This is a genomic window from Streptomyces sp. NBC_00096 (genome assembly GCF_045041305.1).
Lineage (GTDB): Bacteria > Actinomycetota > Actinomycetes > Streptomycetales > Streptomycetaceae > Streptomyces.
Window position 1 is genome coordinate 4,826,727 of sequence record NZ_CP108221.1, and the last position, 14,381, is coordinate 4,841,107.

The 14,381-nt window shown below is 73.5% G+C and carries 13 protein-coding genes and 2 pseudogenes; 6 read left to right on the top strand and 9 right to left on the bottom strand.

What is annotated here, in order from left to right; translation table 11 throughout:
- The first annotated feature begins 98 nt into the window (after positions 1 to 98).
- A complete protein-coding gene (locus OG904_RS21255) occupies positions 99 to 839 on the top strand; it encodes a Tellurium resistance (protein WP_405493269.1) in 741 nt (246 codons plus the stop codon).
- Positions 840 to 858: 19 nt separating this feature from the next.
- Here OG904_RS21255 and OG904_RS21260 read toward each other — a convergent pair whose 3' ends face one another.
- Positions 859 to 1,596, bottom strand: a complete 738-nt coding sequence (locus OG904_RS21260) for a TerD family protein (RefSeq protein WP_405498159.1) — start codon at positions 1,594 to 1,596, stop codon at positions 859 to 861.
- Between the two features lie 193 nt (positions 1,597 to 1,789).
- On the opposite strand from OG904_RS21260, the gene OG904_RS21265 reads away from it, so the two are divergent.
- From OG904_RS21265 to OG904_RS21280, 4 genes are read left to right on the top strand one after another with little or no spacing between them, the layout of a single operon-like run.
- Entirely contained in the window at positions 1,790 to 2,956 is a 1,167-nt protein-coding gene (locus OG904_RS21265; protein WP_405493271.1) for an HpcH/HpaI aldolase/citrate lyase family protein, read from the top strand.
- An 8-nt stretch (positions 2,957 to 2,964) separates the two neighbouring features.
- Positions 2,965 to 5,523, top strand: a complete 2,559-nt coding sequence (locus tag OG904_RS21270; RefSeq protein ID WP_405493273.1) for a phosphoribosyltransferase — start codon at positions 2,965 to 2,967, stop codon at positions 5,521 to 5,523.
- Positions 5,520 to 6,350, top strand: a complete 831-nt coding sequence (locus tag OG904_RS21275; RefSeq protein ID WP_405493275.1) for an HAD family hydrolase — start codon at positions 5,520 to 5,522, stop codon at positions 6,348 to 6,350. The genes OG904_RS21270 and OG904_RS21275 overlap by 4 nt, the downstream gene beginning before the upstream one ends.
- A gap of 19 nt (positions 6,351 to 6,369) precedes the next feature.
- Positions 6,370 to 7,029, top strand: a complete 660-nt coding sequence (locus OG904_RS21280) for an O-methyltransferase (RefSeq protein WP_405493277.1) — start codon at positions 6,370 to 6,372, stop codon at positions 7,027 to 7,029.
- A 43-nt stretch (positions 7,030 to 7,072) separates the two neighbouring features.
- Here OG904_RS21280 and OG904_RS21285 read toward each other — a convergent pair whose 3' ends face one another.
- From OG904_RS21285 to OG904_RS21310, 6 genes and pseudogenes are all read right to left on the bottom strand, one after another.
- Positions 7,073 to 7,288: a zinc ribbon domain-containing protein gene (locus OG904_RS21285; protein WP_365927131.1), complete on the bottom strand. Its 216-nt coding sequence runs from the start codon at positions 7,286 to 7,288 to the stop codon at positions 7,073 to 7,075.
- Positions 7,289 to 7,443: 155 nt separating this feature from the next.
- Positions 7,444 to 7,500 (bottom strand): annotated as a pseudogene (locus tag OG904_RS21290) (hypothetical protein); the annotation flags it as partial.
- A 295-nt stretch (positions 7,501 to 7,795) separates the two neighbouring features.
- Entirely contained in the window at positions 7,796 to 8,815 is a 1,020-nt protein-coding gene (locus OG904_RS21295) for a sugar kinase (protein ID WP_405493279.1), read from the bottom strand.
- Positions 8,812 to 9,438, bottom strand: a complete 627-nt coding sequence (locus OG904_RS21300; RefSeq protein WP_405493281.1) for a bifunctional 4-hydroxy-2-oxoglutarate aldolase/2-dehydro-3-deoxy-phosphogluconate aldolase — start codon at positions 9,436 to 9,438, stop codon at positions 8,812 to 8,814. The genes OG904_RS21295 and OG904_RS21300 overlap by 4 nt, the downstream gene beginning before the upstream one ends.
- 103 nt (positions 9,439 to 9,541) lie before the next feature.
- The gene (gene dgoD / locus OG904_RS21305; protein WP_405493283.1) at positions 9,542 to 10,687 is read right to left on the bottom strand and encodes a galactonate dehydratase; all 1,146 of its coding nucleotides are present in this window, start codon (positions 10,685 to 10,687) and stop codon (positions 9,542 to 9,544) included.
- A gap of 92 nt (positions 10,688 to 10,779) precedes the next feature.
- The gene (locus OG904_RS21310) at positions 10,780 to 11,484 is read right to left on the bottom strand and encodes a FadR/GntR family transcriptional regulator (RefSeq protein ID WP_405493285.1); all 705 of its coding nucleotides are present in this window, start codon (positions 11,482 to 11,484) and stop codon (positions 10,780 to 10,782) included.
- A gap of 227 nt (positions 11,485 to 11,711) precedes the next feature.
- Here OG904_RS21310 and OG904_RS21315 point away from each other — a divergent pair.
- Positions 11,712 to 12,206 (top strand): annotated as a pseudogene (locus tag OG904_RS21315) (MFS transporter); the annotation flags it as partial.
- 48 nt (positions 12,207 to 12,254) lie between these two features.
- Here the strand turns inward: OG904_RS21315 and OG904_RS21320 are convergent.
- Both OG904_RS21320 and OG904_RS21325 read right to left on the bottom strand, forming a co-directional pair.
- On the bottom strand, positions 12,255 to 12,794 hold the full coding sequence (locus OG904_RS21320) for a DUF4383 domain-containing protein (protein ID WP_405498161.1): 540 nt from the start codon (positions 12,792 to 12,794) through the stop codon (positions 12,255 to 12,257).
- A 334-nt stretch (positions 12,795 to 13,128) separates the two neighbouring features.
- Positions 13,129 to 14,376, bottom strand: coding sequence for a hypothetical protein (locus tag OG904_RS21325; RefSeq protein ID WP_405493287.1), 1,248 nt, complete (start codon positions 14,374 to 14,376; stop codon positions 13,129 to 13,131).
- Between the last annotated feature and the right edge of the window lie 5 nt (positions 14,377 to 14,381).

Sequence of the window (14,381 nt, forward strand, 5' to 3'; positions counted from 1 at the left end):
GGCGGTCCGGGGGTCCACGGACCTACCGGGCCGCCCCGCTCCCGCATGCGGCGGGAGCCAAGGGGTCCAGGGGCACAGGGGAACAGGGGGGTTGGGGGATGGGATTCTTCGACGGCATCAGGGGCAGCCGCAGCGTGCACTTCCAGTCGGGCAGCGCCTCGTCGAACGCCATCGAGCTGACGAAACGCCATCCGACGGTCTCGCTCACCAAACAGGGGGCGGTGCACGGCAATCTGCGCGTCAACCTCTCCTGGCGGATGCGCACCTCGGACATAGGCGGCCGCACCGCCGGCCAGAGCGGGCAGCTGTTCCGGCATCCGTTCAAGCTGTTCAAGCCCGACATGGTGCAGGCGCACACCCAGGGCATGGTCAACGTCGACCTCGACATCGGCTGCCTCTACGAGCTGACCGACGGCACCCGGGGCGTCGTCCAGCCGCTGGGCAACCTCCACGGGGACATCAACAATCCGCCCTACGTCAAACTCAGCGGCGACGACCGCTTCGGGGCGCCCTCCGGCGAGACCATCTTCGTCAATCTCGACCACGCCGAGGAGATCAAGCGGCTGCTGGTCTTCGTCTACATCTACGACCAGACCCCGGCCTTCGACCGGACGCACGCCCTGGTGACCCTCTACCCGATCACCGGGCCGCGCATCGAGATCCCCCTGGAGGAGCGCCACCCGCAGGCCCGCTCCTGCGCGGTCGTCTCCCTGGAGAACGTCAAGGGCGAGCTGATCGTGCGGCGCGAGGTCACCTTCGTCTACGGGTTCCAGGCCGAGCTGGACCGCCTGTACGGGTGGGGCCTCCAGTGGGGCCGGGGCTACAAGACGAAGACCTGAGCCGCGCCGGCCCGGCCGCTCAGCGGCGGATGAACTGCGGCCCCTGTGCCGGGAGCCGGAAGGACGGGTCCCCGCCCGGAGCGGGCACCGGAGCCGGTGATACCGGCTGCGGGTACCCGTACGCGGGCTGCGCGACCGGCGGAGCCTGGGTGAGCGGCGGCCCGACGGGCACCGGAGCGGCCACCGGAGCCGGGGTGGTGGCCTCGGGGGCGTTCTCGTCCACGGAGATCCCGTGGTCGGTGGCCAGCCCGACGAGGCCGTTGGAGTAGCCCTCGCCGAGCGCGCGGAACTTCCACCCGTCGCCCCGCCGGTACAGCTCGCCGCAGATCAGCGCCGTCTCGGCGCCGGTCTCGGGCCGCACGTCGAAGAAGGCCAGCGGTTCGGAGCCGCCGGTCGCGGTGGCGTCGTAGAGCAGGATGCGCAGGTCGTGGACCCGCTCGAAGGGGACGTCCTCGGCGGAGGCGACGACCAGGATCCGGTCCACGACCGGGGTGACGGCCCGCAGGTCCGCCTGCACGGCGTCGGTGATCCCGTCGCCGAGCTGCTTCTTGCCGAGCCGCCAGACGGCCCCGGAGGGGTGCCTGGGCTGGTTGTAGAAGACGAAGTCCTCGTCCGAGCGGACCCGCCCGTCCGAGCCCACGAGCAGCGCGGAGGCGTCCACGTCCGGGACGTCGGGCCCACCGGTCCACCGGAGCACCGCCCGGACCGCCGAGGCGGCCACCGGGATGTTCGAGCCCTTCTGCATCGCGTGCGTCATGCCGGTCATCCTGCCCTCCCGGGCACGACCGGGACAATGCGGCCCCCCGTAGACCTTGTCCCGATCGCGAGAGCTGGGCATGGTGCAAGAGGGTTACCTGGATTTCATGTGCTTGGGGAACTCTTGAATCTCATTCGTACGTACTATTACCGGCCACGCCAGATGGGCCGCCGAGGCAGTACGGGGGAAGCACATGCGTCACTTCGGGCACATATCGCCCACCGTCCGAAAGGATCTCTTCCACCAGGAGCCTGCAGAGTTCACCGCCGCCTCTCCCGCCGCCACGCTCGCCGCAGCGCTGGGGGCCACGCTCTACAGCCCGGCAACCCGGCCCCAGCTCGCCCGCGACATCCGCAAGCAGGCCGACCTCGGAGTCGTCTCCATGGTCCTCTGCCTGGAGGATTCCATCAGCGACGCCGATGTCGTGGGCGGTGAGGAGAACCTCGTGCGGCAGTTCGCCGCCCTGCACGAGGACCCCGCGGAGCTCCCGCTGCTCTTCATCCGCGTCCGCACCCCGGAGCAGATACCCGATCTCGTGCACCGGCTCGGCGGCTCGGCGGCCCGGCTGGCCGGATTCGTACTCCCCAAGTTCAGCGAGAGCCGCGGCATCGCCTTCCTGGACGCCGTGGCCCAGGCGGAAGCCGCGAGCGGCCGGCCCCGGCTGTACGCCATGCCCGTCCTGGAGACCCCCGAGCTGCTCCACCTGGAGACCCGCGTCGAGGCCCTCGCCGGGATCTCGCGCACGGTCAACAAGTACCGCGAGCGGGTCCTGGCCCTGCGGCTCGGCGTGACCGACTTCTGCTCCGCCTACGGGCTGCGTCGCACCCCCGACATGACCGCCTACGACGTCCAGATCGTCGCCGGCGTGATCGCCGACGTGGTCAACGTGCTCAGCCGCGCCGACGGCACCGGCTTCACGGTCACCGGCCCGGTCTGGGAGTACTTCCGCAGCCAGCAGCGCCTCTTCAAGCCCCAGCTGCGCCGCAGCCCCTTCCTGGAGGAGGGCGTCGAGGAGCTGCGCACCGCGCTGATCGAGCACGACCTGGACGGACTGCTGCGCGAGATCGAGCTCGACCGGGCCAACGGGCTGCTGGGCAAGACCTGCATCCACCCCGCCCACGTCACCCCGGTCCACGCGCTCTCGGTGGTCTCCCACGAAGAGTTCAGCGATGCTCAGGACATCCTGCGTCCCGAGCGGGGAGGTGGCGGAGTAATGCGTTCCGCCTACACGAACAAGATGAACGAGGTGAAGCCCCACCGGGCCTGGGCCGAGCGCACCATGCTGCGCGCCGAGGTCTTCGGTGTGGCGAAGGAGGAGGTCGGCTTCGTCGATCTCCTCACGGCCGGGCTCCAGGTGTGAGCGGGCCGTTGACTGCGAAGAAGGGCAAGAAGATCGAAGCGGTGTGGTCGGGAACGTGGGTCGCGGACCGGCTGGGCGTGAGCCTGGAAGAGGGAGCGGGTACCGGGACCGGCGGGCCGGGGCTCGAAGAGCTGCTCGGGCTGGCGCTGCGGCGCAACCCCAAGCGGGCGCACCTGCTCGTCTCGCGGGTGCTGGGCAAGCACGTCCCCCAGTCCCCGGAGGTCGTGTACGCCGCCGGGCACGGGCTCGGCCAGCGGGTCCGGGAGCTGCTGGGCGAGGAGGCGGCGGCCTCGGCCGTGGTCCTCGGGTACGCCGAGACCGCGACCGGGCTCGGCCACTGCGTGGCCGACGGCCTGGGCAGCGCCCCGTACCTGCACTCCACCCGCCGCCCCGTGCCCGGGGTGGAGCCCGCGGGCGGCTTCGAGGAGGCCCACTCGCACGCCACCTCGCACCTGCTGCTGCCCGAGGACCCGAAGCTGCTGGCGGGCTCCGGCCCGCTGGTCCTCGTCGACGACGAGTTCTCGACCGGCAACACCGTCCTGAACACCATCGCCGACCTGCACGCCCGCCACCCGCGCGGCCACTACGTGGTCGTCGCCCTCGTGGACGTGCGCTCCCCGGCCGACCGCGACCGCCTGACGGCCTTCGCGGAGGGCCTGGGCGCCCGCGTCGACCTCATCGCCCTGGCCTCGGGCACGGTCTCCCTCCCGGAGGGGGTCCTGGCGAAGGGCCGGGCCCTGGTGGAGGAGCACGAGGCCGCTGACGCCTCCGCGGGCGGGCAGATCCAGCCCCCGCGGCGTTCGAGCAGCGGGGTCCGGGGCAGCGCCCCGGCAGACGGCCCGCAGGTCACCACGGTGGCGCTGGACTGGCCCGCCGGGATACCCGACGGCGGACGCCACGGCTTCACCCCCGCCCACCGGGCCCGGCTCGACGCCGCGCTCCCCGCAATGGCGGACCGGCTCAAGGCCGCGCTCGGCGCGGCCCCCGCACGGGTCCTCGTACTCGGCAACGAGGAGCTGATGTACGCCCCGCTGCGCCTCGCCCAGGCCCTGGAGGCGTCCGGCGCCGTGCCCGAGGTCCGCTTCTCCACGACCACCCGCTCCCCGGTGCTCGCCGTGGACGACCCCGGATACGCGATCCGCACCCGCCTGGTCTTCCCCGCCCACGACGACCCCGCCGACGGCCCGGGGGACCGGTACGCCTACAACGTGGCCGGAGCCGGCTTCGACGCCGTCATCGCCGTCGTGGACTCGGCCGCGGACACCCCCGTGCTCCGCACCGGCCTCCTCGCGGCCCTCGCCCCGCACACCGGCCGGGTCCTGCTGGCCGTCGTCCCGTCGTACACACCAGGGCACGCGGCCCGGCACGCGGCCGGCCACGCACCCGACCGGATACCCGACCGGCAGGAGCCGATCATGACCGAGCCCCGGCGCGAACCACTGCGCGGGCCCGCCTTCTCCTCGTACGCGGCCGAAGACGTCGGCTGGCTGCTCCAGGACTTCTCCGAGGTCGAGCTGGAAGCCCCGACCGAGGAGCGGGAGGAGGCCATCCAGGCCGGCGGCGCGCACTACGCGGAGTCGCTGCCGGTGGAGTACCAGCCGTCCCCCGAGTACCAGCAGCTCTACCAGAGCGCGCTGACCCTCTCCGCGGCCCGCATGGCCCGCGCCGTCGGCACCGTCACCGAGACGGTCCTCGCGGAGCGCTCCCCGGCGCCCGTGCTGGTCTCCCTGGCCCGCGCCGGCACCCCCGTGGGCGTGCTGATGCGCCGCTGGGCACAGACCCGGCACGGCCTGGACCTGCCGCACTACGCCGTCTCCATCGTGCGCGGCCGCGGCATCGACGCCAACGCGCTGCGCTGGCTGGCCGCCCACCACGACCCCGCCGACATCGTCTTCGTCGACGGCTGGACCGGCAAAGGCGCGATCACCCGCGAGCTGCGCGAGGCCCTGAGCGGGTTCGAGGGCTTCAACCCGGAGATCGTGGTCCTCGCGGACCCCGGCTCGTGCGTGGAGACGTACGGCACGCGCGAGGACTTCCTGATCCCCTCCGCCTGCCTCAATTCCACCGTTTCCGGACTCGTCTCACGTACGGTTCTGAGGTCCGACCTGGTCGGACCCGACGATTTCCACGGCGCGAAGTTCTACCGCGAGCTGGCCGGGGCCGATGTCTCCGTCGCGTTCGTCGACACCGTCTCCGCGCACTTCGAGGAGGTGGCCGAGGCCGTGGACGCCGAGGTCAAGGAGCTCCTCGCCGCCGACCGCACGCCGACCTGGGTGGGCTGGGAGGCGGTGGAGCGGATCAGCGAGGAGTACGGAATCCACGACGTGAACCTGGTCAAGCCGGGTGTCGGCGAGACGACGCGGGTGCTGCTGCGCCGGGTGCCGTGGAAGATCCTCGCGCAGCGCGGCGCCGGGGCCGACCTGGACCACGTACGACTCCTCGCGGAGCAGCGCGGGGTGCCGGTGGAGGAGGTCGACGGGCTCCCGTACACCTGCGTAGGACTCATTCATCCCCGCTTCACGCGCGGCGCCACCGGCGCCGACGGAAAGGCTGTGGCCGCCAAGTGACCGTCCTCGTAGCCAGTGACCTCGACCGTACGCTCATCTACTCGACGGCCGCGCTCGGCCTGACCATGCCCGATCCGGTGGCCCCGCGGCTGCTGTGCGTCGAGGTCCACGAGAGCAAGCCGCTGTCGTACATGACGGAGACGGCGGCGGGCCTGCTGGCGGAGCTGTCGGCGGACCCCGGCGCGGTGTTCGTGCCCACCACCACCCGGACGCGCAAGCAGTACCAGCGCATCCGCTTCCCCGGGCGGCCGGCGAAGTACGCGATCTGCGCCAACGGCGGTCAGCTGCTGGTGGACGGGGTCCCGGACCGGGACTGGCGGCGGCAGGTCACGGCACGGCTCGCCGCGGAGTGCGCCCCGCTGGAGGAGGTCCACGGGCACCTGCTGGCCACGGCGGACCCGGCGTGGCTGCGCAAGGCGCGGGTGGCGGAGGACCTGTTCGCCTACCTGGTCGTGGAGCGGGCCCTGGTCCCGCCGGAGTGGATCAAGGCGCTGACGGAATGGGCCGGGGCACGCGGCTGGACGGTCTCGCTCCAGGGCCGGAAGATCTACGCCGTCCCGGTCCCGCTGACCAAGAGCGCGGCCATGCGCGAGGTGGCCCGGCGCACGGGGGCCACGAGCACGCTGGCGGCCGGGGACTCGCTGCTGGACGCGGACCTGCTGCTCGCGGCGGACGCGGGCTGGCGGCCGGGCCACGGCGAACTGGCCGACGCCGGCTGGACGGCGCCGCACGTCACGGCGCTGGCCCAGGCGGGGGTGCTGGCCGGTGAGGAGATCGTGCGCGCCTTCACCCGCGAGGTGGCGCGACTCGGTGCACCCGGATCGTGATCGCGGGCACACTGGGCGCATGACCAAGGGCAACAGCACCAAGATCACAGACGAGCTCTACCGGTACATGCTCGCGCACAACCCCCCGCTGGACGAGGTCCAGCGGGGGCTGGTGGCGACGACGTACGAGGTGTTCCCGAACTCGGCGGGGATGCAGTCGGCGGAGGAACAGGGCCCGATCCTGGCCTTCCTGGTCCGCCTGACGGGCGCCCGGCACATCGTGGAGATCGGCACCTTCACCGGCTTCTCCTCCCTGTCGATGGCGCAGGCGCTGCCGTCGGACGGGCGGCTCATCGCGTGCGACGTCTCGGAGGAGTGGACGGCGTACGCGCGCGAGGCCTGGGCGAAGGCGGGCGTCGCGGACCGCGTCGAACTGCGGATCGGGCCCGCGCTGGACACGCTCCGCGCGATGCCGGCCGAGCCGCACATCGACATGGCGTACGTGGACGCGGACAAGCAGAGCCAGATCGCCTACTGGGAGGAGCTCGTGCCGCGGCTGCGCCCGGGCGGCCTGGTCGTCACGGACAACACCCTCTACCACGGCACGGTGCTGGACGAGTCGGCGACGGGCGCGGCCGCCGGCGTCCGGGCCTACAACGACCACGTGGCGGCGGACGCCCGCATGGAATCGGTGATGCTGGCCATCTCCGACGGCCTGACCCTGTCGCGCAAGCGCTGACCGGCCGGGCGTCGCGGGCCCGGCAAGATCCGAAAGGGACGGCCTAGCCGCAGCCGCCCCCGCCGCAGCAGCCTCCGCCGCCCCCGCCCATCGGGGCAGCGGGGGCGCTGCTGGTCCCGCCGACGGCGACGGCGGAGAGCAGTTTGACGGTGTCGGCGTGCCCTGCGGGGCAGTCGGCGGGCGCGGAGGACTCGGCCATGGGGCGGCTGACCTCGAAGGTGTCTTCGCAGGTCCGGCAGCGGTATTCGTAACGGGGCATGCGGTACAGGCTATGCGCAGCGCCCCCGCCCGGGAAGCGCTGCCGCACCGGGGTCGGGCGCCGGCCGGCAGGGGCGCGGACGCGGTCCAGTCGAGCAGCATGCGCAGGGCGTCGTGGGAGGCGCTGCCGGGTTCGGCGGCGCAGGTGACCAGCGCCTGGTCGTCCTCGGCGGTGCGCAGGGTCTCGTAGGCCAGTTCCAGGTCGCCGACGACGGGATGGTGGAAGCCCTTGGTGCCGGTGGTCTTGTCCTGGACGGGCCGGCGAGCTGGGCGGTCTCCGCGCGGCGCAGTCCGGCCACCCGGCGCCGTCCGTCGAAGTCCGGGAGCGAGACGTCCTCGGGTCGCAGACGGGAGCGGCGGCTGCGCTGGAGGATCGTGCCTGCCCGCGGGAGTGCCGAGCCTGGCCCTGCTGGGGCCAGGCTGGGCGCCGGTGGGGTGCGGTACCGGCCCGGGAGGGAGCCGGCGGGCCCAGGCCGCACCCCCGTGTCGGTCCGGACCCGCCGGCGGCTCAGTGGAGTACGGTCCCGGCCGCCGCGGACAGCAGGCCGAGCTCCGCGCGGGTGGGGGCGCCCTCCCAGTCGCCCCGTGCGGCCACCGCGAAGGCGCCCGTCGTGACCGCGCGCTCCAGACGGCCGGCCGTGTCGCAGCCGTCGAGGAGGGCGGAGAGGTAGCCCGCCGCGAAGGCATCGCCCGCGCCGGCCGGGTCCACCGCCCGGACCGCCCGCGCGGGGGCGTGGAGCGAGGAGCCGTCCTCGGCGTAGGCCGTCGCCCCGGCAGCGCCGAGCGTGACGACCACCTCGCCGATCCCGAGGGACAGGAGCTCCTTGGCCCGGACGCCGGGATCGTCCGGGCCGTCCGGCGGCAGGCAGAGGGGGAGTTCGTCCACCGAGGCGATCAGGACGTCCACGGACGGCGCCCACTCCCGCAGCACCGCGGACGCCTCCTGCGCGCTCCACAGCCGGGACCGGAAGCTGACGTCCAGGCAGACCAGCGCCGAGTGCTCGGCCGCCAGGCGCAGAGCGAGGGCTGCCGCCGACCGCGCGGAGCGGGACAGCGCCGGGGTGATCCCGGTCAGGTGCAGGACCCTCGGCGGGGCCGCCGTGAAGGCCCGCTCCACCGAGCAGGCCCTGAGCCGCGAACCGGCCGTCCCCGCGCGGTGGTGGTGCACCCGCGTCGGCTCCGGCAGGCCCGGCACCCGCGTCGGCTCCGGCAGCCCCGGCAGCCCCGGCGGCTCCGGCAGCTCCGGCTCGGTGAGCGTCAGCCCGGTCGGGGCCCCGCCCTCGTCGGCCGAGGCCCCGCTGACGTCGACGCCCTCGGCGCGCAGCGTCCGTAGCACCAGCTCGCCCGCCTCGTCCGCGCCGACCGCACCCGCCCAGCGGACCGTGTGCCCGAGCCGGGCGAGGCCGATCGCCACGTTCGACTCGGCACCGGCCACGGAAACCCCCAGGGTCCCGCCCGGGCGCAGCGGACCGCCGCCCCGCAGCGCGATCGTGGTCTCCCCGAAGGTGAGGACGTCGGGCCTGCTCACGCCGCCCACCCGCAGGCCGCCTTGAACTCCGCCGCCCGGCGCCGCAGCGCGTCCAGGTCGCCGCCGTCGGCAGCGTCCCCGATCAGCGGGGTGCCGACGCCGACCGCGACCGCGCCGGAGGACAGGTACTCGGCCGCGGCGGCCGAGTCGACGCCGCCGACCGGTACGAAGGGCAGGTCGGGGAAGGGGGCGCGCAGCGCCCGCAGGTACGCCGGTCCGCCGACCGAGCCGGGGAACAGCTTGAGCGCGGAGGCTCCTGCCTCGTCGGCCGCGATGACCTCGGTCGGGGTGATGACCCCGGCCAGTACCGGCAGCCCCTGCCGGACGGATTCGTCCACGCCGGCGCCGAGCCCCGGGGTGACCATCAGGTTGGCTCCGGCCCCGGCGGCCCGCTGGGCGTCCTCGGCGGTGAGGACCGTACCGGCCCCGAGCCAGGCCCCGTCACCGAGCTCCTTGCGGGCCCGGCCGATGACGTCGAGCGCCCCGGCCCCGCTGAGGGAGACCTCGACGAGCGGTACGCCCTCTTCGACGAGGGCCATGACGGTGCGGAAGGACGCCTCGGCGTCCCTGCCCCGGACGATGGCGACGAGCCGCTCCCGTCGCAGCGCTGCGCCGAACTCCATGGGAATGCCTGCCTTCTGATGTGGGGGGATGAGGGGGGTGGGGATGGGGGGAGGGGGTGGGGGGAGGGGGTGGGGGGAGGGGGTGCCGGGTGGTGGTGGGGGCTCACCACTCGGCGAAGGAGCCGTCGGCGTGCCGCCACACGGGGTTGCGCCAGGCGTGCCCCTGCTTGTCGGCGGCCCGGACGGCCGCCTCGTCGACCTCGACGCCGAGGCCCGGCCGCTCCGTGCGGACCAGGGAGCCCGCGTCGAAGCGGAACGGCTCGGGGTCGGTGACGTAGTCGAGGAGCTCGGCGCCCTGGTTGTAGTGGATGCCGATGGACTGTTCCTGGATGAGGAAGTTCGGGGTGGTGAAGGCGACTTGGAGGCTGGCCGCCAGGGCGACGGGCCCGAGCGGGCAGTGCGGCGCGATCTGGGCCCCGTAGACCTCGGCGAGGGCGGCGATGCGGCGCAGTTCCGAGATGCCCCCGGCGTGCGAGATGTCGGGCTGCAGGACCGCCACGCCGGCCTGCAGCGGAGCGAGGAACTCCCGGCGGGTGAAGAGGCGTTCGCCGAGGGCGAGGGGGATGTTGGAGGCGTTCACCAGATCGGGGACGGCCTGCATGTGGTCGGAGAGGACGGGCTCCTCGACGAACATCGGGTCGTAGGCGGCCAGGAGGGGGAGGATCCGGCGGGCGTTGGCGGGGGAGACCCGGCCGTGGAAGTCGAGGCCGAAGTCGCGGTCGTCGCCGAGGACTTCGCGGGCGGTCTCGGCTCGCCGGAGGCAGTCACGCACCTCGGAGCGGGTCGCGAGGGGGCTCATGCGGCCGCAGCCGTTCATCTTGACGGCCGTGAAGCCCGCCTCGGTCTGCCGGCGCAGCGCGTCCTCGATCTCGTGCGGCTCGTCGCCGCCGACCCAGGCGTAGGCGCGGATCCGGTCGCGGACCGGGCCGCCGAGGAGCTGGTGCACGGGCTTCCCGTACGCCTTGCCCTTGATGTCCCACAGCGCCTGGTCGAGCCCGGCGACGGCGGAGGACAGGACGGGGCCGCCGCGGTAGAAGCCGCCCTTGGTCATGACCTGCCAGTGGTCTTCGATCCGCATCGGGTCGCGGCCGAGCAGGTACTCGGACAGCACCTCCACGGTGGCGCGCACCGGCTCGGCGCGCCCCTCGACCACGGGCTCGCCCCAGCCGACGACGCCCTCGTCGGTCTCGACGCGGACGAACATCCAGCGCGGCGGGGCCATGAACGTTTCGATGCGGGCGATCTGCACGGCGGACGGTGTCCTCTCCTTGTGGGGGGCGGCAGGACGGTGGTGGTGCGGGCGGGTGCGCGGTCTGCGGGCGGTGCGGGTTCCACGAGCCCCTACGGGTGGTCGCGCTCCGCCACGTCGAGCAGGTCGAGCACGGCCATGTACGCCCCGTCCGGGTCCCCGGCCCGGATCTGGTCGACCACGTCCCGGTGGATCGCGAGCGGCTGCTCGAAGTCCCCCTTGTGCACCGCGCGGTCGCGCTCCACGAGGGCGGGGATGATCACCCGGTACATCTGGGTGAAGAACAGGTTGTGCGAGGCGGTCAGCAGCGCCAGGTGGAACGAGGCGTCCGCCCGTACGTGCAGCACCGGGTCGGTGCCGCCCGCCGCCATCGCGTCCAGCGCCGCGTCCAGCGCGGCCAGGTCCTGCCCGGTGGCCCGTACGGCGGCCAGCGCGGCCGCGGCCGGCTCGATCGAGCGGCGCAGGTCCAGCAGGTCCGAGAAGAAGCAGTCGGGCGCGCCGGCGGCGAGCTTCCAGCGCAGGACGTCGGCGTCGAAGAGGTTCCAGTCGGCGCGCGGCCGTACGAAGGTGCCGCGCTTCTGGCGGGCGTCGAGCAGCCCCTTGGCCATGAGCACCTTGATGGCCTCGCGGAGCACGGTCTGGCTGACCTCGAGCTCCTCCAAGAGGCGGGGCGGGTCGAGCGTGGAGCCTTCGTCGTAGACGCCGTCGAAGATCCTGCGGGCCAGCTCCTCCACGGCGTTCTTGTGGATCCCGCGGCCGGCGTACGCGGCTTCGCCTCCACCCATTTCGTTTCCCATTCGTCTAGCTTGCCCCATGGCGAGGTAAAGACTTGCACAAGTAATGGTTAATTAGCAATTATTGCGAGCGGTACCGGAACCAGTGGCTCCGAATGCTGTCTCCACCCTCTGCCTCCACATCACGTCCCCCGGAGGCATCGATGTCCCCCAGCCGCGACCCGACCGCAGCGGCGGCGGCCGCGGGGCCGGGGGCCGGGGGCGTGGGCATCGCGTGGGCGCTGGTGTGGATGAAGGTGATCCGCGACCGCCCGGAGCAGCATCCCGGGGTCGGTGAACACGAGCTCGTCCACATCGCCGGGGACGGGAGGCTCACCGGCGGGCTCCCCGACGGGCCTGCCGACGAGCCCGCTGACGAGCCCGCCGAGGGCTCCGTGCGGGCCCGGGAGGAGGGGGCCTTCCGCCGGGACCTGGGCTTCCTCCTCCGGCAGCGCCGCATCTGGGGTGTCTTCCTCGGCCAGTTCGCCATCGCCTCGACGCTGCACTTCTTCCTGACCCGGTTCCCGACCTACCTCACCGAAGAGCGCGGCCTGAGCCTCGACAAGGGCGGCCCGACCGGTGCGCTGCCGTTCGCCGCCGCCCTCGTGGGCGTGGTGTGCGGGGGCAGTTGGTCCGACCGGCTCGTCGGGCGCGGCATGTCGGCGTCCTTCGCGCGCAAGACGCCGATCGTGACCGGCCTGGGCCTCGCCGGCATCATCGTCCCGATCGCCATCGGCTACATGATCGGCGGCTCAGACCACTCCTTCGCCCTCCCACTGGTGCTGATCGGCGGCCTAGGCGGGGCGTCCGACGGGCCTCCCGGTACCGGCCGCGCGCATCCGCTGCTCCCGGGCCGCCTGCTCGGGGTGGCGGGCACGCCAGTACGGGTTGTCGTGCGGCAGGGCGCTGCCCACCCGCCCGTACATCCCGAACCACATCAGCATCACGCCCACCACGAAGCTGAACAGCACGTTGGGGATGTGGAACGCGAGGAAGTTCGCCTTCGTGTCGAGCAGCGCGAGGTTCACGAAGCCGCTCGCGATGAACAGCACACCCAGCACGATGTTGAGCGTCGAGGCGAAGCTGCCCCCGATCACCATCCCGGTGATCAGCAGCGCCCCGATGCAGATCGACAGGACGCTCAGCGCACCGTTCGTGTTCAGGGCGAGCACCGTGTCGCCGCCCGTGTCGAAGAACCCGATCTGGTGGACGAGCCCCAGGATCCCGAAGACGACCAGCAGCAGCCCGGTCAGCCCGGCACCGACCCGGTAGACCTGGCCGAGCTTGTGGTCGGAGGGCAGGTGATCGTCGAGCCGGGCGTTGACGGGACGCATCAGGCGGTGCAGCAGGCCGGGGGAGTCCTGTGCCGCGTGGGACGCGGAGGGGTAGGGCTCATGGGCCACGTACGGTGCGTAGTTCTCGTGCTGCTCGTGGCACCCGTAGAGCGCGTGGGGCGCGTAGGGATCATGCGGGGTGTGGGGCCCGTGTGGAGTGTGGGGATCGTGCGGTGTGTTGGGCTCGTGCGGCGTCTGGGAAGTGTGGGCGGCCATGGCGCCCTCCTCTGCTCCGTTCCTGGCCCCTCAAGCATCCGCCCGATGCCCGCCCCCGGACAACTCCTGCCCGCGACCGCCTTCCGCGACCGCCTTCCGCGACCGCCTTCCGCGGCCGCTATCCGTGGCCGCGCTCGGTCCGGATGTCCGACACCACCCGGTGCGCGACCGACCGTACGGCCTCCATCTCCTGGAGAAAGGCCCAGTAGTCGGGGTGGCGGCCCTCCAGCGCGGCCAGCGCCCGGTCCACCCGGGCCACCGCCTCGTCCAGCGGGCGCGCGTGCCGCGCCTCGGGGACCGTACGGCCCTCCATCGCCAGCCGCTGCGCGTCCCGGATCGCGAACCTCGTCCGCTGCACCTCGGCCTGCGGATCCCGGGCCACCGCCTCCAGCCGGGTCAGCCGGTCCTGCGCGGCCGACACCGCCTCGTCGGTCGCGTCCAGCGCCGCCCGTACCGCCTCCACCAGCGCCGCCACGTCGGCCCAGCGCTGCCCGTCCCGGGCCCGGCCGGCCTCCGCGAGCCGCTCCTCCGCCCGCGCGACGTCCCGTACCGCCTGCTCCGGCACCTGCTGGAGGTCCTGCCAGCAAGCCGCGCTGAACCGCCGGCGCAGCTCGCTGAGGACGGGGTCCACCCGGTCCGCCCGGTTGCGCAGGGCCTGCGCCCTGGTCCGCAGACTCACCAGCCGCCGGTCGATCTCGGCGGCCCGCTCCGGGAGCCGCGCCGCCTCGGCCCGTATGGCCTCTGCATCGCGCAGGATCCGGTCGGCCCGCTGCACCGTCTCCTGCACGCCGTGCTGCGCGGCGCCCTGGTTCAGCTTGGTCAGCTCCGGCCCCAGCGCGGCGAGCCGGGCGGCCAGCTCGTCGGCCCGGATCCCCTTGGCGCGCACCTCGTCCAGGGCCGTGCTCGCCGCGAGCAGCGCGGCCCTGGCCCGCTCCCGCGCGGGCGCCACCCGGGCCAGCTGCGTCTCGGCCTTGTCCAGCAGCGGCTGCAGCCCCTGCGCGAAACGGTCGAGCTCGCCCCTGACCCGGGTCAGCTCGTCCTTGGCCCGGGTCAGCTCCTCGCGCGCCCGCGTCGCGGCGGACGCCTCCAGCTCCACCCGATCGAGATCGTGCGCGTCGACGGCGTCGATGTACACGCGGCTGACCTGGTCGATGCGCTGCCCGAGCGCGACGAACCCCTCGCCGACCCGTCGGGCCTCCGGCGATCCGTCCGCGGCCGCGATCGTCTCGATGGAGATCCGCAGATCCCGCTGAGCGGTGTCCAGCTCGTAGAACGCCGCCGCGGCAGCATCCTTCGCCGCCTGCGCGTCCGCCCTCCGACTCTCGTCCCGCCCGCCGCCGAACCACCGCCGGGGTGCCGTCGTCACAGTTG

Excerpts from the sequence above, each read along its gene's own strand:
- OG904_RS21255 (WP_405493269.1), top strand. The coding sequence starts at position 99 with ATGGGATTCTTCGACGGCATCAGGGGCAGCCGCAGCGTGCACTTCCAG.
- OG904_RS21260 (WP_405498159.1), bottom strand. The coding sequence starts at position 1,596 with ATGACGCACGCGATGCAGAAGGGCTCGAACATCCCGGTGGCCGCCTCG.
- OG904_RS21265 (WP_405493271.1), top strand. The coding sequence starts at position 1,790 with ATGCGTCACTTCGGGCACATATCGCCCACCGTCCGAAAGGATCTCTTC.
- OG904_RS21280 (WP_405493277.1), top strand. The coding sequence starts at position 6,370 with ATGACCAAGGGCAACAGCACCAAGATCACAGACGAGCTCTACCGGTAC.
- OG904_RS21285 (WP_365927131.1), bottom strand. The coding sequence starts at position 7,288 with ATGCCCCGTTACGAATACCGCTGCCGGACCTGCGAAGACACCTTCGAG.
- OG904_RS21300 (WP_405493281.1), bottom strand. The coding sequence starts at position 9,438 with ATGGAGTTCGGCGCAGCGCTGCGACGGGAGCGGCTCGTCGCCATCGTC.
- OG904_RS21310 (WP_405493285.1), bottom strand. The coding sequence starts at position 11,484 with ATGGGAAACGAAATGGGTGGAGGCGAAGCCGCGTACGCCGGCCGCGGG.
- OG904_RS21320 (WP_405498161.1), bottom strand. The coding sequence starts at position 12,794 with ATGCGTCCCGTCAACGCCCGGCTCGACGATCACCTGCCCTCCGACCAC.